Here is a 19,316-nt window from a genome sequence, read left to right on the forward strand (position 1 = left end):
AGTCAATGACTTAGAGTTGGCTCTAAGTCAAGCATCCAATTCTCGGGAGATTGCGATGGCCCCAAGCCTGACGATCGGGGAGGTGGCGCGCCAGGCCGGGGTGGCCGCGACGGCGTTGCGTTACTACGAGCAGATCGGCCTGGTGCCCGAGCCGGCGCGGCTGGGCGGCCAGCGCCGCTACGACGACTCGATTCTGGCTCGCCTCGAGGTGATCGCGCTGTGCAAGTCCGCCGGGTTCTCGCTGGAGGAGATCCAGCTGCTGTTCGCCGACGACGCTCCCGGACGGCCGGTCAGCCGCGCCCTGGCCGAGGCCAAACTGGCCGAGATCGACGCGCACATGGAGTCGCTGGCGCGCGCCCGGGCCGTCATCGAGTGGGGGATGCGCTGCACATGCCCCTCCATTGACGCCTGTACCTGCGGCATTCATCCACCCCACGTCGACAAGGAGTCCGCATGACCCATCCCATCGCGGTGCAGAACTTCTCCCACGTCTGCATCGGCGTCTCGGACATCGAGGCCTCCCTGGCGTTCTACACCGCGGTGCTGGGCATGGACGTGGTGTTCGACGTCGAACTCGAGGGCGCGGGACTGGATTCGGTCACCGGCGGTGCCGCCCAGCGGGGCCGCATGATCGGCGGGCTGATCGGGGCGGCGATGGTGGAGCTGTTGTCGTTGGGCGTGGTGCCCGAGTGCCCGAGCGGACCGCACCTGGGCTACACCAACATGTCGTTTCGCGTCGACGATCTCGACGCCGCTTACGAGACGGTGACGCGCGAGCACCCCGGCGTCCGCGCCGAGCCGCCCGTCGACATCGGCGGCGTGCGGATGTTCTTCGTCTATGACCCCGACGGGACGCCGATCGAGCTGGTGGAACTGCCCGGTGGCGCGACGAGCACGGTGCAACTCTGGCGTCCCGGGTCGTGAACGTGCGAACTGGACGTAGGCTCACGAAGGCAGGGCTGATGTCGCGCCGCCGAGGAGGACGGAAATGACGACAGCGCAGGATCCGGTCACCTTCTGCGAGGCTTTCCAGCGCACCGCGTCGGTCGATCCGGAGGCCGTCGCGCTCCGGACGCCCGGCGACACCCAGGTGTTGACGTGGCGAGAGCTCGCGACGCAGGTGCGCAAGGTCGCCGCCGGCCTGGCCGGCCTGGGGGTCCGGCGGGGCGACACGGTGTCGCTGATGATGGCCAACCGAATCGAGTTCTACCCGTTCGAGATCGGCGCCCAACACCTCGGGGCCACATCGTTTTCGGTGTACAACACGCTGCCGGCCGAGCAGCTGACGTACCTGTTCGACAACGCCGGCACCAAGGTCGCGATCTGCGAGGAGCAGTACGTCGACCGCATTCGCGCCAGCGGTGCGCCAATCGAGCACATCGTCTGCATCGACGGTACGCCGCCCGGCACCCTCTCCGTGGACGACCTGTATGGCGCCGCGCAAACGGATTTCGACTTCGAGGCGACCTGGCGGGCGGTGCGGCCCGAGGACGTCATCACCCTCATCTACACCTCCGGGACGACCGGCAATCCCAAGGGGGTGGAGATGACGCACGCCAGTCTGCTGTTCGAGGCGTACGGACTCGACGCCGTGCTGGGCAGCCGGTTCGGCGATCGAACCACGTCGTACCTGCCGTCGGCCCACATTGCCGACCGGATGATGGCCCTGTATCCCCTCGAGGTGTTCGGCACCCAGGTGACTCCCGTGGCTGACGCGCGTGCCGTTGCCGCGGCCCTGCCCGACGTGCGGCCCACGGTCTGGGGGGCCGTGCCGCGAGTGTGGGAGAAGCTCAAGGCCGCAATCGAATTCGTTGTCGCCAACGAAGCCGACGAGACGAAGCGCCAGGCGTTGCGCTGGGCGCTGTCGGTGGCCGGCAAGCGCGCCGACGCTCTGGTGGCCGGCCGTGAGATCTCGGAGGAGCTGGCCGCCGAATGGGCCCAAGCCGACGAGCTGGTGTTGTCGAAGCTGCGCGAGCGGCTCGGGTTCGGCGAATTGCGCTGGGCGGTGTCCGGCGCGGCGCCGATCCCCAAGGAGACGCTGGCGTTCTTCGCCGGGATCGGGATCCCGATCAGCGAGGTTTGGGGCATGTCGGAGCTGAGTTGCGCTGCCAGCGTGGCACATCCGGACGACACGCGGCTGGGCACGGTCGGCAAGCTGCTTCCCGGCCTCGAGGGCAAAGTCGCCGAGGACGGCGAATATCTGATCCGCGGTCCGCTGGTGATGAAGGGCTACCGCAAGGAACCCGCGAAGACCGCCGAGGCGATCGACGCCGACGGCTGGCTGCACACCGGCGACATCATCGAGGTCGACGCCGAGGGTTACCTGCGCATCGTCGACCGCAAGAAGGAGCTGATCATCAATGCGGCCGGAAAGAACATGTCGCCGGCCAATATCGAGAACGCCATCCTGGCTTCTTGCCCCATGGTCGGGGTGATGATCACCATCGGTGAGGGACGGCCGTACAACACCGCGCTGATGGTCTTCGACGCCGACTCCGTCGGCCCGTATGCGGCCCAGCGCGGGTTGACCGACGCCTCGCCCGCGGCCCTGGCGGCTGACCCGGAGGTGGTCGCGGAGATCGCGGCCGGGGTTGCGGCGGGCAACGACAAACTCTCCCGGGTTGAACAGATCAAGCGGTTCCGCATCCTGCCCACCGTGTGGGAGCCCGGCGGTGACGAGATCACGCTGACGATGAAGCTCAAACGCAAGCCGATCATGGCGAAATACGCCGACGAGATCGAGCAGCTTTATGCACCCGAACCGCATCCGGAGGTGCACGAGCCCGCCGAAGCCGCCAAGGTGCAGCCGGTATGAGCGGGGGACCGGCGGCGACCGCCCGGGAAATAGGCCGGCTGGGGGTGCGAAAGCTGTTGCAGCGCACCGGTATGTTCGAGGAATCGGCGTCACCGCTGTCGACGGATCCGGCCGAGGTCGTCGAATTGTTGAGCGCCCCATGGTATGACGACCGGCTGGTCGAGTTGGCCCGCCAGCTCGGGCGTGAGCCGGATAGCGTGCGCGCCGAGGCCGCCTGCTACCTGCGCGAAATGGCGCCCTCGCTCGACGAGCGGGCCGTGAAGGCGTGGCGCAGCTTCAGTTGTTGGCTGATGCGTGCCTACGATGTGCTGACCGATGAGGACCAGATCGCGCACCTGCGCAAGCTGGACCGCAAAGCCACGCTGGCGTTTGCCTTTTCGCATCGCTCCTATCTCGATGGGCTGTTGCTGCCCGAGGTGATCCAGGCCAATCGGCTGTCGCCCGCGCTCACCTTCGGTGGCGCCAACCTGAACTTCTTTCCGATGGGCGCCTGGGCCAAACGCACCGGAACCATTTTCATCCGGCGGCAGACCAAGGACCTTCCCGTCTACCGTTTCGTGCTGCGGGCCTATGCGGCGCAGCTGGTGCAAAACCACGCCAACCTGACCTGGTCGATCGAAGGCGGCCGGACCAGGACGGGCAAGCTGCGGCCGCCGGTGTTCGGAATCCTGCGCTACATCAGCGATGCCGTCGACGAAATCGAGGGCCCCGAGGTGTATTTGGTGCCGACCTCGATCGTGTATGACCAACTGCACGAGGTGGAGGCCATGACCACCGAGGCTTACGGCGCGACCAAGCGGCCCGAAGACTTTCGCTTCCTGGTCCGCTTGGCGCGACAGCAAGGCGAGCGGCTCGGCCGCGCCTACCTCGATTTCGGTGAACCGCTGCCGTTGCGCAAGCGGCTCGAGGAGCTGCGCGCCGAGGAGGCCGGCACGGGCACTGAGATCGAACGGATCGCCCTGGACGTCGAGCACCGCATCAACCGAGCCACGCCGGTCACCCCGACGGCGGTGGTGAGCCTGGCGCTGCTGGGCGCCGATCGCTCACTGTCCATCAGCGAGGTGCTGGCCACCGTGCGGCCGTTGGCCAGCTACATCGCGGCGCGCAACTGGGCGGTGGCCGGCGCAGCCGACCTGACGAATCGCTCGACCATCCGCTGGACCCTGCACCAGCTGGTCGCCTCCGGCGTCGTCAGCGTGTACGACGCCGGCACCGAACCGGTCTGGGGCATCGGGGCGGAGCAGCACCTGGTCGCCGCGTTCTACCGCAACGCCGCCATTCATATCGTGGTCGACCGGGCGATCGCCGAGACTGCATTGCTGGCGGCCATAGAGGACGCCGAGGGTTCGGTGGACGGATTGGTGCAACCGACGGCTGTGCGCGATGAGGCGCTGAGCCTGCGCGAGTTGCTCAAATTCGAGTTCTTGTTCTCGGCGCGCGCGCAGTTCGAGAAGGAACTCGCCGACGAGGTGCGCCTGCTCGGGCGAGTCGATGACACCAGCAAGGCGGCCGGCGCGGCCGACGTGCGCGGGCTGCTGGAGAAGGCCGACGTCTTGCTGGCGCACCTCGTGCTGCGCCCGTTCCTGGACGCCTACCACATCGTCGCCGACCGCCTCGCCGCCTACGACGACGAATCATTCGACGAGAACGCTTTTCTGGCCGAGTGCCTCGAGGTGGGCAAGCAGTGGGAGCTGCAACGCAGGATCGCCAGCGCCGAATCGAGGTCGATGGAGTTGTTCAAGACGGCGCTGCGCCTGGCACGGCATCGCGAGTTGGTGGGCGGCGTCGAGGACCTGGATATCGCCCGGCGGCGTCGCGAGTTCGCCGACGAGATCGCGGCGGCTGTCCGGCGGGTCAACACCATTGCGGAGCTGGCCGGATCGCGCTGAGACGCTGTTTGCCGACGAGCGGCGGGGTTCACGGACCGTTAACGTTTGGTCGCGATAGTGCGTTGGCGAGTGATGGTCGGCATAGGCCGGTGGAGCGAGGATGTGATGAGCGAGAAATCCGGTGGGCAGTCCCGCCCGCTGATCGGCTATGTCACCCACGAGATCGCGCCCCCGATCGGCCCCGCGCCGATAGGCCGGACGTGGATGTCCGAGATTCGGCAGGGCTGGCCGCACCGGTGCCTGCCGATGCTGATCGCCAACCAGAGCGGCTGGGAGGTGCGCAACCGCAGCGCGTTCACCGCGACCTGGATGGGCGGCAACGACCGGACCAACCTGATGATCGCGCCCGACACCCGCGAGAGCGGTCAGTTCCTGCCCTCCAGCCACTTCGGCTACGGCATCCTGACCTGGCACCTGCCGATGCTGTTTCGCACCCCGCCCGGCTACAACCTGCTGGTCCGTGGCCCGGCCAACCATCCGAAGGATGCCATCTCGCCGTTGGAGGGCATCGTCGAAACCGATTGGTCCAGCTCGAGTTTCAGCATGAACTGGAAGTTCACCCGCGAATTCATGCCGGTGCGATTCGAGGTCGACGAGCCGATCTGCATGATCGTGCCGCAACGCAGGGCCGAGCTCGAGGAGTTCGCACCCGAGCTCAGGCCCATCGAATCCGACGAGGAGCTGTACGCAAAGCACGAGCACTTCCTCGGTTCACGTGGCGCGCTGGGCCGCGAACAGGAAGCCGCGGAGAACGAGAAGGTGCCCTGGCAAGGCGATTACACGCGGGGCCGGCACAGCGACGGCGAGCCCGGTGCGGAAGACCACCAAACCCGCCGTCGCTTGCGGTCCTTCGCTACGCATCGGCCCGCGAACGGGGGCTAGGACGAAATCACCTCGCGGGCAGGGTAACTGCCGCGGTTCGTGATGTTCATGACCGCGGCGGCCGCCTGCGCCGACGCGCCGGCCCACGCGATGTAGCCGTCGGGGCGCACCAGCACGGCCGGCCCGCCGTCGGACCGCTCGGCCTGCAGCGTCCCGGGTGTCTCGACCGGGGCGGCGCCGTATTCGCGGATGAGGACGAAGCCGCCGCCGCGCTGCAGGTGCGTCAGCCGCCCCTCGACGAGGGGGATCGCATCGGCGCGGGTGCCGACCAGGCCGCGCCGGCCGTAACGCAAGGCCGTGCCCGCGAAGCTGCCCCCGACGAAATCCTGCACCGCCGCAATCCGAAACAGGTTGGGCACCAGCAGATTACGCAGCCAGATCGCGGGCCGTCGATGCAGCGTCGCGCCGCGGGCGACCATGCCGGACTGCAACAGCACCCGCTTGCCGATCGGGTGGCGTTCGTCCTGGTAGGTGTCCAGCAGCCCGTCGTCGGCGCCGCCGAGCACCGCGTCGAGCTTCCAGGCCAGGTTCGCCGCGTCCTGGATACCGGTGTTCATGCCCTGGCCGCCCATGGGGGAGTGCACGTGCGCGGCGTCGCCGGCCAGGAACACCCGCCCGTGCCGGTACTGGGCGACTTGCCTTTCGTCGCAATGGAATCGCGACTTCCAGCCGATTTCGATCACACCGAAGTCGGTCCCCATGGCGCGGCCCAGGACGTCGAAGATCTCGTCGTCGTCGACGGGCGCGCTGTCGGGCAGCTGGTGGTCGCGGTCCCATACCAGAGCCCGGTACCACGATCCGTCCTCGTCGTGACGGTTGTACGGGGCCAAGAAGCCCAGCACGTCAGCGGTGGTGCCCACCACCAACCCGTTGGCCGACGGGCGGTGCGCCAGCTTGACGTCGGCCAGCATGAGCGAGGTCAGCACCGTCTTGCCGGGAAAGCGGGCGCCCAGCAGCGTTCGGACGGTGCTGTGCGCGCCGTCGGCGCCGATCACGTAGCGCGCCCGCCACGTCTGGCGGTGCGCGGGGTCGTCGTCGCCCTTGGGGCGGGCGGTGACGGTGACTTTGTCGGCATCCTGCTCGAGTGCCATCACCTCGACGCCGCGCCGGATCTCGGCCCCTTCGGACACCGCGTAGCGGCGCAGTGCCGCGTCGACGTTGGTCTGCGGGGTGACCAAGACGAACGGGTAGGCCGAGTCGAGGCGGGTCAGGTCGAGGCGGGCCTTGGCGAACAGCGTGACGTCCGGTCCGCGCTGACCTTGCGCCAGCAGTTCGTCGGCGGCGTCACGCGCGTCGAGGAGCTCCAGCGTCCGGGGCATGACGGCGAACGCGCGGCTGGTCGTGTTCTCGGCGGGCCAGCGCTCCAGCACGGTCACCGCCCGCCCGGCGCGGGCCAGGTCACCGGCGGCGGTCAGGCCCGTGGGGCCCGCGCCCACCACCAGGACGTCGACGTCGCGAACAGGGGTTGTGCTCATCGGATCGCTCCTTCCGGTTCGGGGTACCAGCGACGAATGTCGCCGGGGGTGGCTTGGGCTGCCCGGTTGAAGACGAATCGGCAGCCGGGCTGGGTCGCGTGCGCCATGTTGACGATCGACTCGAACAGCTGGGTGTTGCCGGCGACCAGGCGAATTCCGGCGCCGATCAGCACCGCGTCGTAGCGCTTGGCGCGCAGCCACTCGCCGGCCTTCGCGGCGCCGGGGGCGCCGAAGTCGATCAGGCAGTTGTCGACCTGGTAGCCCGCGGCGCGCAGCCCCGCGACATTGTCGTCGTTGGCGGCCCGCAGCACCTCCTTGGACAGGCCCGCGAACTGGGCGAACTCCGGTGACGAGTAGTCGATCACCTCGGGATCGAGCCCAATCTGGATGACGGTCACGGTCATGTTCGGCCTCCTCGATGAACCGATTCAACAACTGTTGAAATCAACGTAAGCCCATGTAGTAGCGATGTCAACAGTTGTTGAACTACAATTCTCGACATGCCCACCCGGGACGGCAAAGCCACCCGCGCGACAATCCTCAGTGCGGCGCGCAGCCTGTTCTCCGCCCACGGCTTCGAGCGGACCACTATCCGTTCGATCGCGGCCGAGGCCGGCGTCGATCCCGCGCTCGTCATGCACTACTTCGGCAACAAGGCCGACTTGTTCGCCGCGGTCTCCCGGCTCGACATCGACTTCCCCGACCTCACCGGGCTCGCCCCGGACCGCATCGCCGACGTCCTGGTGCCGTTCCTGGTACGGGTATGGGATCCGGACGGATCTTTCCTGCCGCTGCTGCGCGCTGCCGCAACCAACCGGGCCGCCGCCGACGCCCTACTGGAAGTGTTCGTCGAGAAGGTGGCGCCGGCCTTGACCACCGTCACTCCCGACCGCGCCGCTGAGCGCACCGCGATGGTGGGGTCGCAGGTGTTGGGAATCGCCATGGCGCGCAACGTTGTTGGCGTTCCGGCCCTAGTCGCGATGGACGACACGACGCTGACGGAGTGGCTGCGCCCGGTGCTCGCCCACTACCTCACCGGCTCGTTACCGTGATCGCGGGCGATCACAGCCGGGAAATCCGCGCCTAGAGTCGATGACATGCCGCTAGAAGGAGAGTACGAGCCGTCGCCATGGGATTGGTCTCGCGAGCAAGCTGACAAGTACGCCGAGTCGGGCGGGACCGAGGCCGCCGACATGAAGGGCAAGCCGATCATTTTGCTGACTACGGTCGGCGCCAAGACCGGCAAACTGCGCAAGACGCCGCTGATGCGCGTCGAGCACGATGGCGAGTACGCGGTGGTCGCCTCCCTGGGCGGGGCGCCGAAGAACCCGGTCTGGTACCACAACATCAAGAAGAACCCCCGCGTCGAGCTGCAGGACGGCTCGGTGACCCGCGATTACGACGCCCGCGAGGTCTTCGACGACGAGAAGGCCACGTGGTGGGAGCGTGCCGTCGAGGCGTGGCCGGACTACGCCGAATACCAGACCAAGACCGACCGCCAGATCCCGGTGTTCGTGCTGACCCCGGTCGGCTGAATTCCAGAGTTGGTCGGCTGTCGTGGCACCATTGACCAGTGTCCGCCGAATTGAGCCGTCCCCCGAGCGTCTCGCCGTTATCCGCGGCTGACATCGACGGCGCGGCCAAGCGGATCGCCGCTGTGGTTACGCCGACCCCCTTGCAGTTCAGCGACCGGTTGTCGGCGATCACCGGCGCGCAGGTCTACCTCAAGCGCGAGGACCTGCAGATCGTGCGCTCCTACAAGCTGCGCGGCGCCTACAACCTGCTGGTCCAGCTGTCCGAGGCGGAGCTTGCCGCGGGCGTGGTCTGCTCGTCGGCCGGCAACCACGCGCAGGGCTTCGCCTACGCGTGCCGGATGTTGCAGGTGCGCGGCCGCGTCTACGTGCCGGCCAAGACGCCCATGCAGAAGCGCGACCGGATCCGCTACCACGGCGGGGAGTTCATCGACTTGATCGTGGGTGGCGCCACCTACGACCTCGCCGCCGAGGCGGCGCTGAGCGACGTGGAAAGCACCGGCGCCATCCTGGTGCCCCCCTATGACGACCTGCGCACCATGGCGGGCCAGGGCACGATCGCCGCGGAACTGCTCGACCAGCTCGACGGCGAGCCGGATCTGGTCGTCGTCCCGGTGGGCGGCGGCGGCTGCATCGCCGGCATCACCACCTACCTGGCCGAGCGCACCGACAACACGTCGGTGCTCGGCGTCGAACCGGCCGGCGCCGCGGCGATGATGGCCGCGCTGTCCGCCGGGGAGCCGGTGACGCTGGACGACGTCGACCAGTTCGTCGACGGCGCCGCGGTGCGCCGGGCCGGAGACCTGACCTACGCCGCCTTGGCGGCGGCCGGCGACATGGTGTCGATCACCGCCGTCGACGAAGGGGCGGTGTGCACCGCGATGCTCGACCTCTATCAGAACGAGGGCATTATCGCCGAGCCTGCGGGCGCCCTGTCGGTCGCGGGATTGCTGGACGCCGACATCGAGCCGGGTTCGACGGTGGTCTGCCTGGTCTCGGGCGGCAACAACGACGTGTCGCGCTATGGCGAAGTGCTCGAGCGCTCGCTGGTCCATCTCGGCCTCAAGCACTACTTCCTGGTCGACTTCCCGCAGGAGCCCGGCGCGCTGCGCCGCTTCCTCGACACGGTGCTCGGGCCGAACGACGACATCACCCTGTTCGAGTACGTCAAGCGCAACAACCGGGAGACCGGCGAGGCGCTGGTCGGCATCCAGTTGGGATCCTCGGCCGACCTGGACGGCCTGCTGGCCCGGATGCGCGCAACGGAACTTCACGTCGAGACGTTGAAACCGGGCTCGCCCGCCTATCGCTACCTGCTGTTCTAGGGCCTCCCCGCCGACATGCACCCACCGTCTGGACCCGGTGCCGCCGGTTTCGGGCTGGTCAGCGCTGCCACGGTAGCGTCGCTCGCACTGCTTGTGTGGGCAGCGATCTGGGTCGCTCGCCGTGGGCCGCGGTTACGGGCACTCATGGCGCGGATGTCCGACGTTCCCGCGATCGGCGAAGCGATGCGATGGGTGCGGGGGCGAATCGGTCGGTTGCCCACCAGCGAAGTCGCCGGCATCGCAGTGCTTCTCGGGCTCGCCGCGGTCGTGTCGTTGGCGGTCGGCTTCACCGAAGTGCTCGACGACGTGCTCGAGGGCGACGGCGTCGCCGGAATCGACCAGCCGACAACCGGGTGGCTTGCGGCCCACCGTGATCTATGGCTGACCAGCACCCTGCGGGTGGTCACCCACGCTGGCGGTCCCCTTCTGCTGGCGGCGGTCGCCTTGCCGATTTCCGTTGCCGCCGCCTGGCGATGCAGGTCGTGGCGGCCCCTGGTGCTTGCTCTCGTTTGTGGCGGTGGGATTCCCTTGATCCTCTTCACCGCCAAAGCCTTGGTGGGGCGGGAACGCCCGCCCGTGCCATTCGCCCTGGTCGACGCCGACGGGTATTCGTTTCCCTCCGGGCACGCCACCGGCACCGCCGCGACCATGGCCATCACTGCATGGATCCTGACCCGCTGGCTGATCCCGTGGTGGACCGGGCGCGTGGTGGTGTGGACGGCGGCGATCGGGTCGGTGTTCCTGATCGGGTTCTCGCGCGTCTATCTCGGCGTCCATTACCTCAGCGATGTGCTCGCCGGCTGGATGCTGGGCGTGGCTTGGGCCGGCGCCGTCATGCTCGCCGGATTCTGGTGGGACAACACCACGCGGACCGGCAAACGGCAGCCGGATCCGTGACGGCTCAGGGGCGGTGCTTCCCGAGGTACCCCGGCACGGGAGTGCCGGGACTGAGGTCGTCGGCCGGCACCGGCGTTCCGGCAGACAGGCTCAGCGGCACCACACCCGCCCAATGAGGCAGCGGAACGTCCTGCGGATCGTCGGCCGGGGGGCCGCTACGCACCTTCGCCGACACCTCGACGAGATCGAGCGCGAGCACCCCCGTCGCGGCGAGCTCGCGGGCGTCGGGGGCGCGGCAGTCTTCGGCGCGCCCGGGCGCGATGTGGTCGAGCAGGCAACGCAGCGCCTGCGCCTTCTCGGCGGGATCGTCGACGACGCGCGCATCACCCATCACGACCACCGAGCGGAAGTTCACCGAGTGGTGCATCGCGGACCGGGCCAGCACCAGACCGTCGACCAAAGTGACGGTGACGCAGACCGGCAGCCCAGCCCCCGATGCGCCGGCCGCCTTGGCCGCCAGCAACGGGCCGCTGCCCGTCGAACCGTGCAGGTAGAGGGTCTCGCCGCGCCGGGCATGAGTCGTGGGCAAGACCACCGGCCGACCGTCGCTCGAGTAACCCAGATGGCAGATGAGCGCCTCGTCGAGGATGGCGTGGATGGTGCGGCGGTCGTAGTGCGCACGCTCCCGGTAGCGGGTCGGGGTGGTGCGTGCCGTCGGCTGATATGCGGTGTCCACAGGATTGCCCTCGTATTTGTTCTAGTACATAATTAGTTGCGTGCCAGTACAAAACAGCATAGCCGGAACGGGCGCTGAGTCCATAGCCGCCAGCATCGAAGCGGCGATCTCCGCCGGAGCGCTGGCGCCCGGCGACGCGCTCCCGCCGGTCCGCGAGCTCGCCGGCCAACTCGGCGTCAACGCCAACACCGCCGCCGCGGCCTACCGCCTGCTGCGCCATCGCGGGGCGGTCGAGACGGCCGGCCGACGCGGCACCCGCGTGCGCCACCGCCCGGCGACCAGTCCGCGCTCGCTGCTCGGTCTGGACGTGCCCGCGGGCGTGCGCGACCTGTCGACCGGCAACCCGAACCCGGACCTGCTGCCCATCGCCGGCGCCTCGCCGGCCGGCTCGGGTACCGGCCAACCGGTCCTCTACGGCGAGCAGGCCGTCTCGCCCGAGCTGGCGGAATTCGCCCGCCGCGCGCTGGCCGCGGACGGGATTCCCGCCGATCAGCTGGCCGTGACCAGCGGCGCGCTGGACGGCATCGAACGCGCGCTCACCGCACACCTGCGCCCGGGCGATCGCGTCGCGGTCGAGGATCCCGGCTGGGCGAACCTGCTCGATCTCCTTGCGGCACTGGGGCTTTCGGCCGAGCCGGTGCAGGTCGACGACGACGGTCCGCTGCCCGACGACCTCGCCCGGGCGTTGGGGAGCGGGGTACGTGCCCTGGTGCTCACCAACCGCGCGCAAAACCCCACGGGCGCCGCGCTTTCGGCGGATCGGGCCGAGTCGTTGCGGGAGCTGTTGGGGCGGCGGGCCGACGACCTGCTGCTGGTCGAAGACGATCACTGCGCGGGCATTGCCGGGGTATCGCTGCGCGCCCTGGCCGGCTGCACCGCGCACTGGGCGTTCGTCCGGTCGGCGTCCAAGGCCTACGGCCCCGATCTGCGGGTGGCCGTCCTGGCCGGCGACCATCGCACCGTCGAGCGGGTGCATGGCCGGTTGCGGCTCGGACCTGGCTGGGTCAGCCACTTCCTGCAGCGGCTCGCCGTCGACTTGTGGTCCGACCCCGCGGCGGTGGCGCTGGTCGCGACGGCCGAAAGGCAGTACGCCGCCAGGCGTCAACGGCTATGTGACGCCTTTGCCGAACGCGGGCTGCCGGCGCACGGCCGCTCGGGGCTCAATGTGTGGGTGCCGGTTCCCGACGAGGCGGTCGCGGTTTCCCGGCTGCTCGGCGCGGGCTGGGCCGCGGCACCGGGCAGCCGGTTCCGGATGAACACGCCCGCGGGCATCCGCATCACGATCTCCGAGCTCGCTCTCGATGAGATCGATCCACTCGCCGGCGCGGTCGCACGCGCGGTGCACCCCGATGGCCGGGCGATCGTGTAGCGGCTCAGGCGTCCTCGTCGTCGTCGGTCGCCGCAGCGGGCCGGGGGCCGCTGCACAACGGATCGACGCCCGCAGTGGGCGCGATGTCGTGGCGCACGGTACGCCGACCCGACATCGTGTTCGCGCGAAGGCTCGGGTTGTGCAGGCAGACCCGTCGTTGACCGAATTGACTCATGGCGGCATCTTCGGGGGTAAGGCGGCGCGGCCGCCAGTCAGCTATCCACAGCCGACAGGATGGCGAACGAATGGCCCTGTAGCACAGTGCCGCCGGCGTCGGTGGCCGGCTCGTCCCAGGCCAGCACCACGTGACCGCTGACCGGGACCCGCACCGGCTCGGCTCCGAGGTTGCACACGATGTGCAACCGGCCGCGGGAGACGGTGATCCAGCGCTCGTCCTCGTTGTAGTCGACCGTGAGGTGGTCGAGCCAGGGATCCGCCATGTCGGGGTGGTTGCGCCGCAACGCGATGAGGTCCCGATACAGTCGGTGCAGCCGGGCGTGCTCGCCGGTGTCCACCTCGTTCCAGTCGAGTTTGCAGCGCGCGAACGTCTGGGGGTCCTGCGGGTCGGGGATCTCGTCGGCGTCCCAGCCGTGTTCGGCGAATTCGGCCTTGCGTCCTTCGGCGGTGGCCCGGGCCAGCTCCGGTTCGGGGTGCGAGCTGAAGAACTGGAACGGGGTCGAGGCCGCGTATTCCTCACCCATGAAAAGCATGGCGGTATAGGGGGATCCGAGCGCGAGTGCGGCTTTGACGGCCAGCTGGCCGCCGGTCAGGTTCTGCGAAGGACGGTCGCCCAGGGCGCGATTGCCGACCTGGTCGTGCGTGCAGGTGTAGGCGACCAGCCGGGTGGCCGGGATGCCCGTTTCCTCGCTGGTGTCCAGCGGCCGCCCATGGCGGCGGCGCCGGAACGACGAATAGGTGGCGGCGTGGTAGAAGCCGTGGCGCAGCGTCTGCGCCAGGGTGGCCAGGCTGCCGAAATCGCCGTAGTAGCCCTGACGCTCGCCGGAAACAGCGGTGTGGATGGCGTGATGAATGTCGTCGGCCCATTGCCCGGTCAGACCGTAGCCGCCCCGGTCGCGCGGGGTGATCAGCCGCGGGTCGTTCAGGTCGCTCTCGGCGATCAGCGACAGTGGCCGCCTCAATTGCTGTGCCAGCCAGTCTGTTTCGGTGGCGAGCTCCTCGAGGATGTGGATCGCGGTGGTGTCCACCAGGGCGTGGACGGCGTCCAGCCGCAGGCCGTCCGCGTGGAAATCGCGCATCCAGCGCAGCGCGCAGCCGATGATGTAGCGGCGCACCTCGTCGGAATCGGCGTCGGCGATGTTGATGCCCTCGCCCCACGGGTTGCTCGCCGACGACAGGTAGGGCCCGTACCGCGGCAGGTAATTGCCCGACGGGCCGAGGTGGTTGAAGACCGCGTCGATCAACACCCCCAAACCCTTGCCGTGGCAGGCGTCGACGAAGCGCACCAGCCCGTCGGGTCCGCCGTAGGGCTCGTGCACGCTGTACCACAGGACACCGTCGTATCCCCAACCATGCGTGCCGGCAAAGGAATTCACCGGCATCAGCTCGACGAAGTCGACGCCGAGGTCGACCAGATAGTCCAGCTTCTCGACGGCGGCGTCGAAGGTTCCGGCCTCGGTGAACGTGCCCAGGTGCAGCTCGTAGATGACGGCGCCCTCGACCGCGCGGCCGGCCCACCCGCCGTCGGTCCACGTCGCGGCGGCCGGGTCCCACAATTGCGAGCGGGCGTGCACGCCGTCGGGCTGGCGGGGCGAGCGCGGGTCGGGCAGCACGGTGGGGTCGTCGTCGAGCAGGTAGCCATAGCGGGCGTCCGGCGCGGTATCGACGGTCGTGTGCCACCAACCGCCCGCCGAGCGGGTCATGGCGTGCACCTGGCCCTCGACGTCGAGTCGAACCTGCGCGGGTATGGGCGCCCAGACCCGGAATTCAGTCATGGTGGCGCTCCAGCAGAACCACGGGCAGGTCGGCGAACAATTGGGCGGCCGACGTCGGGCCGTCGGCGATCACCCCGGTCAGGGCGTCCTTCCAGGTGCCGTCCGGCAGTGGCAAAACCGTGTTGCCCCAGCCTGTTTCGGCCAGGCGCACGGTCCAGCGGGTCACCGCCACCACGATGTCCTCGCCGCGACGGAAGGCCAGCACGTGATCGCCGGCGTCGCCGTTGGCGAGTAGCGGGACGTAGTCGCCATGCAGGAAGGTGTCCGGGTGGTTACGGCGCACGCGAAGTGCGGTCGTGACGACCCGGATCTTCGGATGCTCCAGGGCCTGCAGGGCTGCGCGGCGGGCGGCATAGTCGACGGCTCGTCGATTGTCCGGGTCGACCAGGCTGTCGTCCCACAGCTCGGTGCCCTGATACACGTCAGGAATGCCGGGCACGGTCAGCGCGAGCAGCTTCTGGGCCAGCGCGTCGCTGGCGGCGTGCGGATTCAGTTGGGCGACAAGCTCGGTCAGCTGGCCCGCCACCGGGCCGTCGAGCACGGTGTCCAGCCATTGGTGCACCGCACCCTCGAAATCGGCGTCCGGCTCGTTCCAAGAGGTGTGCCAGGCCGCCTCCCGGATGGCCTTCTCGGTGTAGTTGTGCAACCGCTCGCGCAGGGCCTCGGTGACCTCACCGTTCACGGGCCACACGCCGAAGATGTTCTGCCACAAGAACTGTCCGGTCGCCGGATCGGGGGAGGGCGCGTCGATCTCCCAGCGGGCGAGGAACTCGGTCCACAGCGAGGGCACCTGTGACAGCACCGAAATGCGGGCCCGCACATCCTCGCCGCGCTTGGTGTCATGGGTGGTCAGTGTGGTCATGGTCTGCGGCCACAGCCGGGCCCGGCTGGCGGCGCTGTGATGGAATTCGGCCGCGCCGACCCCGAAGCGGTGCGGTTCGCCGCCCACCTCGTTCAGCGAGACCAGCCGCGCGTCGCGGTAGAACAAGCAGTCCTCGACGGCCTTGGCGGTGACGGCGCCGCACAGCTGCTGCAACCGGGTGGCCGGCTCCCCGCCGCGGGCCAGCGCCGCCGCCAGCACCTGCAGCGCGGGGCCCAACTGCGGTGCGGCCGCCTCGGTTTCGGCCAGCGCGGTGGGCAGCAGCGCGACCAGGCCGGGATAGTCGCAGCGGTAGACCTCGATACGGGTGAGCAGCGCGGCCACGGCGTCGGGCAACAACGGGTGGTCGACGCCGGCCGCGGCCACGATGCTGCGGCGCAGCCGGCGCAGCTCACTGGCCAAGGTGTCGGTGGCCGAACGAATCTTGAGGTCCGCCAGCATGTCCGGCATCGCGGAGTAGTCCACGCCGGTGGATTCGACCAGTTCGGTCAGCGCCCGGGCCCCGCCCGGATCCACCAGAACGCCGCCTACTTCGCGCAGCACGTCATAACCGGTGGTGCCGCCCACCGGCAGGGTGGGCTCGAGGGCCTCGTCGACGGCCAGGATCTTCTCGATCACAATCCACGCTTCCGGGCCGGTCAGTTCGCGCAGCCACGCCAGGTACCCGCACGGATCGGATAAGCCGTCGGGGTGGTCGATGCGGATGCCGTCGACCAGCTCGTCGGCGAACCACCGGCCGACCTCGGTATGAGTGGCGTCGAACACCGCGCGGTCCTCCTGGCGCAACCCGGCCAGCGAGGTGATCGAGAAGAAGCGGCGGTAGCCGCACACGCCGTTGCGCCAGCCGACCAGCCGGTAATGCTGGCGGTCGTGCACTTGCGCGCCGCTGCCCCCCGCGGTGCCGGGCGCGATCGGAAACGCCAGATCGCCCAGGCGCAACACGTCCCCGTCGACCGTGAGGTCGGCGGCGTCGTCGTCGGAACCCAGCACCGGCAGCACGATGCGGCCGTCGTCGTCGAGGTCCCAGTCGATGTCGAAAAACGTTGCGTATTGCGAAGATCGGCCGTTTCGCAGGACGTCCCACCACCACGGGTTCTGCCGAGGATCGTCGATACCCACATGGTTGGGCACGATGTCCACGATCAAGCCCATGCCGCGCGCTCGGGCCGCCGCCGACAACCGTGCCAGGCCGTCGGCGCCGCCGAGCTCGGGGGACACCCTCGTCGGGTCGGTGACGTCGTAGCCATGGCTCGATCCCGCCGTCGCGGTCATGATCGGAGACAGGTACAGGTGCGACACCCCGAGGTCGTTCAGGTAGTCGAGCAGGTTTTCCGCGTCGGCGAAGGTGAACGCGAACCCACTCGATTCACCACGCAGTTGCAGCCGATAGGTGGAGATGACGGGTAAAGCCATGCGTCACTGCGTCTTACGCAAGACCAGTAGCGAGCGCGACGGCAGGGACACCTTCTCCTCGGCGGTCACCACCTGATCGGCTCCTTCTTTGCGCCCCGTCGGTTCGTTGGTGTCCAGTTCCACGGCCCACTCTTTCGCATAGTCGCTGTTCGGCGTCACGAAGTCCACCGGATCTTCACCGGCGTTGAAACACAACAGGAATGAGTCGTCGATGACCTGTTCACCGCGGGCGTTGGGCGCGGTGATGGCCTCGCCGTTGAGGAACACCGCGACACACTTGTGAATGCTTTCGCCCCAGTCCTCATGCGTCATCTCGCGGCTGCTTGGATTCAGCCAGGCGATGTCGCGCACCTCGTCGCCGCTGCGGATCGGTTCGCCCTCGAAGAACCGGCGCCGGCGGAACACCGGATGGCGCTTGCGCAGCGTGGTCACCCTGCGTGCGAACTCCAGCAGGTCGGCGTTCTTGTCCACCAAAGACCAGTCCATCCAAGACAATTCGGAGTCCTGGCAGTACACGTTGTTGTTGCCGTTCTGGGTGCGGCCGAACTCGTCACCGTGGGCGATCATCGGCGTGCCCTGGCTGACCATCAGGGTCGCCCAGAAGTTGCGCATCTGGCGGCAGCGCAGCTCGATGATGTCCGGGTCGTCGGTGGGGCCTTCGACGCCACAGTTCCACGATCGGTTGTGGCTTTCCCCGTCCCGGTTCTCCTCCCCGTTGGCCATGTTGTGTTTCTCGTTGTAGGACACCAGGTCGGCCAGCGTGAAACCGTCGTGCGCGGTGACGAAGTTGATGCTTGCGCTGGGACGCCGGCCGGTCGCCTCGTACAGGTCCGACGACCCGGTCAGCCGGGAAGCGAACTCGCCCAGGGTTGCGGGCTCGCCCCGCCAGTAGTCGCGCACAGTATCGCGATACTTCCCGTTCCACTCGGTCCACAAACCCGGGAAATTTCCGACTTGGTAGCCGCCCTCGCCGACGTCCCACGGTTCGGCGATCAATTTGACCTGACTGACGATGGGATCCTGCTGCACCAGATCGAAGAACGCGCTCAATCGGTCGACGTCGTGCAGTTCGCGGGCCAGAGTGGCGGCCAGGTCGAAGCGGAAACCGTCCACGTGCATCTCGGTCACCCAGTACCGCAGCGAGTCCATGATCAGCTGCAGCACGTGCGGGTGGCGCGGATTCAGGCTGTTGCCGGTGCCGGTGTAGTCCTTGTACAGGCGCAGGTCGGTGTCGACCAGCCGGTAGTACGCGGCGTTGTCGATGCCGCGGAAATTGATGGTCGGCCCGAGGTGGTTGCCCTCGGCAGTGTGGTTGTAGACCACGTCGAGGATCACTTCGATGCCGGCTTCGTGGAAGCTGCGCACCATGGACTTGAACTCGGCGACGCTGGACGTTCGGTTGGCCGCGTACTGGTTGTGCGGCGCGAAATACCCGAAAGTGTTGTAGCCCCAGTAGTTTCGCAGCCCCAGATCCAGCAGTCGCGAGTCGTGCATGAACTGATGCACGGGCATGAGTTCGATGGCCGTGACCCCTAGCGACTTGAGGTGGTCGATGATCGCCGGATGGGCCAGCCCGGCATAGGTGCCCCGAAGCTCCTCGGGAACGCTGGGATGGGTTTGCGTCATCCCCTTGACATGGGCTTCGTAGATGACGGTTTCGTGATAGGGCGTCAGCGGTGCGCGGTCGGATCCCCAGTCGAAGAACGGATTGCTCACCACGCTGGTCATGGTGTGGCCCAGCGAATCGACCATCGGGGGAATGCCCGGATCGGCTCCATCGGCGTTGGGTCCGTCCGGGTCGACCGCCTTCATGTCGTAGGAGAACAGCGCCTGGCCGAAAGTGAAGTCGCCGTGAAAAGCCTTGCCGTACGGGTCCAGCAGCAGCTTGCTGGGGTCACAGCGGTGACCGGCTGCCGGGTCGAAGGGGCCGTAGACCCGATAGCCGTATTGCTGGCCCGGGTTGATGTTGGGCAGATAGGCGTGCCAGACGAATCCGTCCACCTCTTCCAAGGCAATCCGCGACTCGCCGCCGTGATGGTCGATCAAGCACAACTCGACCTTCTCGGCGATTTCGGAGAACAACGAGAAGTTGGTTCCCGCGCCGTCGTAGGAGGCGCCGAGCGGATACGGGTCACCCGGCCACACGGTGGCGAGTTTGGGTTGGTGGTTACCGCCTGCTTCTGAAGCGGGACTGTTTGTTGACACCCATCG

At 68.3% G+C, this 19,316-nt stretch carries 17 protein-coding genes; 10 read left to right on the plus strand and 7 right to left on the minus strand.

What is annotated here, in order from left to right; genetic code table 11:
- Positions 1 to 55: 55 nt before the first annotated feature.
- The 5 genes from AC5Y7E_RS22030 to AC5Y7E_RS22050 all read left to right on the plus strand — a co-directional run bounded on the left by AC5Y7E_RS22030 (position 56) and on the right by AC5Y7E_RS22050 (position 5,586).
- Complete coding sequence (locus AC5Y7E_RS22030; protein WP_499921695.1) at positions 56 to 457, plus strand: helix-turn-helix domain-containing protein; 402 nt, start codon at positions 56 to 58, stop codon at positions 455 to 457.
- The gene (locus AC5Y7E_RS22035) at positions 454 to 924 is read left to right on the plus strand and encodes a VOC family protein (RefSeq protein ID WP_499950762.1); all 471 of its coding nucleotides are present in this window, start codon (positions 454 to 456) and stop codon (positions 922 to 924) included. Before AC5Y7E_RS22030 ends, AC5Y7E_RS22035 begins: the two co-directional genes overlap by 4 nt.
- Positions 925 to 988: 64 nt before the next feature.
- Positions 989 to 2,815: a fatty acid--CoA ligase FadD11 gene (gene fadD11, locus AC5Y7E_RS22040; RefSeq protein ID WP_499950763.1), complete on the plus strand. Its 1,827-nt coding sequence runs from the start codon at positions 989 to 991 to the stop codon at positions 2,813 to 2,815.
- Entirely contained in the window at positions 2,812 to 4,704 is a 1,893-nt protein-coding gene (locus tag AC5Y7E_RS22045) for a lysophospholipid acyltransferase (RefSeq protein ID WP_499921689.1), read from the plus strand. Before fadD11 ends, AC5Y7E_RS22045 begins: the two co-directional genes overlap by 4 nt.
- A 105-nt stretch (positions 4,705 to 4,809) precedes the next feature.
- On the plus strand, positions 4,810 to 5,586 hold the full coding sequence (locus tag AC5Y7E_RS22050; RefSeq protein ID WP_499950764.1) for a DUF6065 family protein: 777 nt from the start codon (positions 4,810 to 4,812) through the stop codon (positions 5,584 to 5,586).
- Here the strand turns inward: AC5Y7E_RS22050 and AC5Y7E_RS22055 are convergent.
- Both AC5Y7E_RS22055 and AC5Y7E_RS22060 read right to left on the minus strand, forming a co-directional pair.
- Complete coding sequence (locus AC5Y7E_RS22055; RefSeq protein ID WP_499950765.1) at positions 5,583 to 7,061, minus strand: FAD-dependent oxidoreductase; 1,479 nt, start codon at positions 7,059 to 7,061, stop codon at positions 5,583 to 5,585. The two genes, AC5Y7E_RS22050 and AC5Y7E_RS22055, sit on opposite strands and share 4 nt — an antisense overlap.
- The gene (locus tag AC5Y7E_RS22060; protein WP_499950766.1) at positions 7,058 to 7,465 is read right to left on the minus strand and encodes a hypothetical protein; all 408 of its coding nucleotides are present in this window, start codon (positions 7,463 to 7,465) and stop codon (positions 7,058 to 7,060) included. The genes AC5Y7E_RS22055 and AC5Y7E_RS22060 overlap by 4 nt, the downstream gene beginning before the upstream one ends.
- A gap of 96 nt (positions 7,466 to 7,561) precedes the next feature.
- Between AC5Y7E_RS22060 and AC5Y7E_RS22065 the strand changes: the two genes are divergently transcribed.
- Genes AC5Y7E_RS22065 through AC5Y7E_RS22080 form a run of 4 tightly spaced genes read left to right on the plus strand, consistent with a single transcriptional unit; the run spans position 7,562 to position 10,815 of the window.
- The gene (locus AC5Y7E_RS22065; RefSeq protein WP_499950767.1) at positions 7,562 to 8,113 is read left to right on the plus strand and encodes a TetR/AcrR family transcriptional regulator; all 552 of its coding nucleotides are present in this window, start codon (positions 7,562 to 7,564) and stop codon (positions 8,111 to 8,113) included.
- Between the two features lie 45 nt (positions 8,114 to 8,158).
- Entirely contained in the window at positions 8,159 to 8,596 is a 438-nt protein-coding gene (locus AC5Y7E_RS22070; protein WP_499950768.1) for a nitroreductase family deazaflavin-dependent oxidoreductase, read from the plus strand.
- Positions 8,597 to 8,634: 38 nt separating this feature from the next.
- Positions 8,635 to 9,918 carry a threonine ammonia-lyase gene (ilvA, locus tag AC5Y7E_RS22075; protein ID WP_499950769.1) on the plus strand — a complete coding sequence of 428 codons (1,284 nt, stop codon included), beginning with the start codon at positions 8,635 to 8,637 and terminating at the stop codon, positions 9,916 to 9,918.
- 15 nt (positions 9,919 to 9,933) lie between these two features.
- A complete protein-coding gene (locus tag AC5Y7E_RS22080; protein ID WP_499950770.1) occupies positions 9,934 to 10,815 on the plus strand; it encodes a phosphatase PAP2 family protein in 882 nt (293 codons plus the stop codon).
- A gap of 4 nt (positions 10,816 to 10,819) precedes the next feature.
- On the opposite strand, the gene AC5Y7E_RS22085 is transcribed toward AC5Y7E_RS22080, so the two are convergent.
- On the minus strand, positions 10,820 to 11,491 hold the full coding sequence (locus tag AC5Y7E_RS22085) for a pyridoxamine 5'-phosphate oxidase family protein (protein ID WP_499950771.1): 672 nt from the start codon (positions 11,489 to 11,491) through the stop codon (positions 10,820 to 10,822).
- A gap of 40 nt (positions 11,492 to 11,531) precedes the next feature.
- Here AC5Y7E_RS22085 and AC5Y7E_RS22090 point away from each other — a divergent pair, with 40 nt between their 5' ends.
- Positions 11,532 to 12,860 (plus strand): aminotransferase class I/II-fold pyridoxal phosphate-dependent enzyme, encoded by a 1,329-nt coding sequence (locus AC5Y7E_RS22090; protein WP_499950772.1) that lies wholly within the window; start codon positions 11,532 to 11,534, stop codon positions 12,858 to 12,860.
- Positions 12,861 to 12,864: 4 nt separating this feature from the next.
- Here the strand turns inward: AC5Y7E_RS22090 and AC5Y7E_RS22095 are convergent, their stop codons facing one another.
- The 4 genes from AC5Y7E_RS22095 to glgX are packed head-to-tail and all read right to left on the minus strand — an operon-like array spanning position 12,865 to position 19,310.
- The gene (locus AC5Y7E_RS22095) at positions 12,865 to 13,035 is read right to left on the minus strand and encodes a hypothetical protein (RefSeq protein WP_499921670.1); all 171 of its coding nucleotides are present in this window, start codon (positions 13,033 to 13,035) and stop codon (positions 12,865 to 12,867) included.
- Between the two features lie 37 nt (positions 13,036 to 13,072).
- Positions 13,073 to 14,812 (minus strand): malto-oligosyltrehalose trehalohydrolase, encoded by a 1,740-nt coding sequence (gene treZ / locus AC5Y7E_RS22100; protein WP_499950773.1) that lies wholly within the window; start codon positions 14,810 to 14,812, stop codon positions 13,073 to 13,075.
- Positions 14,805 to 17,105 (minus strand): malto-oligosyltrehalose synthase, encoded by a 2,301-nt coding sequence (treY, locus tag AC5Y7E_RS22105; RefSeq protein ID WP_499950774.1) that lies wholly within the window; start codon positions 17,103 to 17,105, stop codon positions 14,805 to 14,807. The genes treZ and treY overlap by 8 nt, the downstream gene beginning before the upstream one ends.
- Before the next feature lie 3 nt (positions 17,106 to 17,108).
- Positions 17,109 to 19,310: a glycogen debranching protein GlgX gene (gene glgX / locus AC5Y7E_RS22110; RefSeq protein ID WP_499921665.1), complete on the minus strand. Its 2,202-nt coding sequence runs from the start codon at positions 19,308 to 19,310 to the stop codon at positions 17,109 to 17,111.
- Positions 19,311 to 19,316: the final 6 nt, after the last annotated feature.

The sequence above is a fragment of the Mycobacterium sp. NGS17 genome, assembly GCF_059813205.1.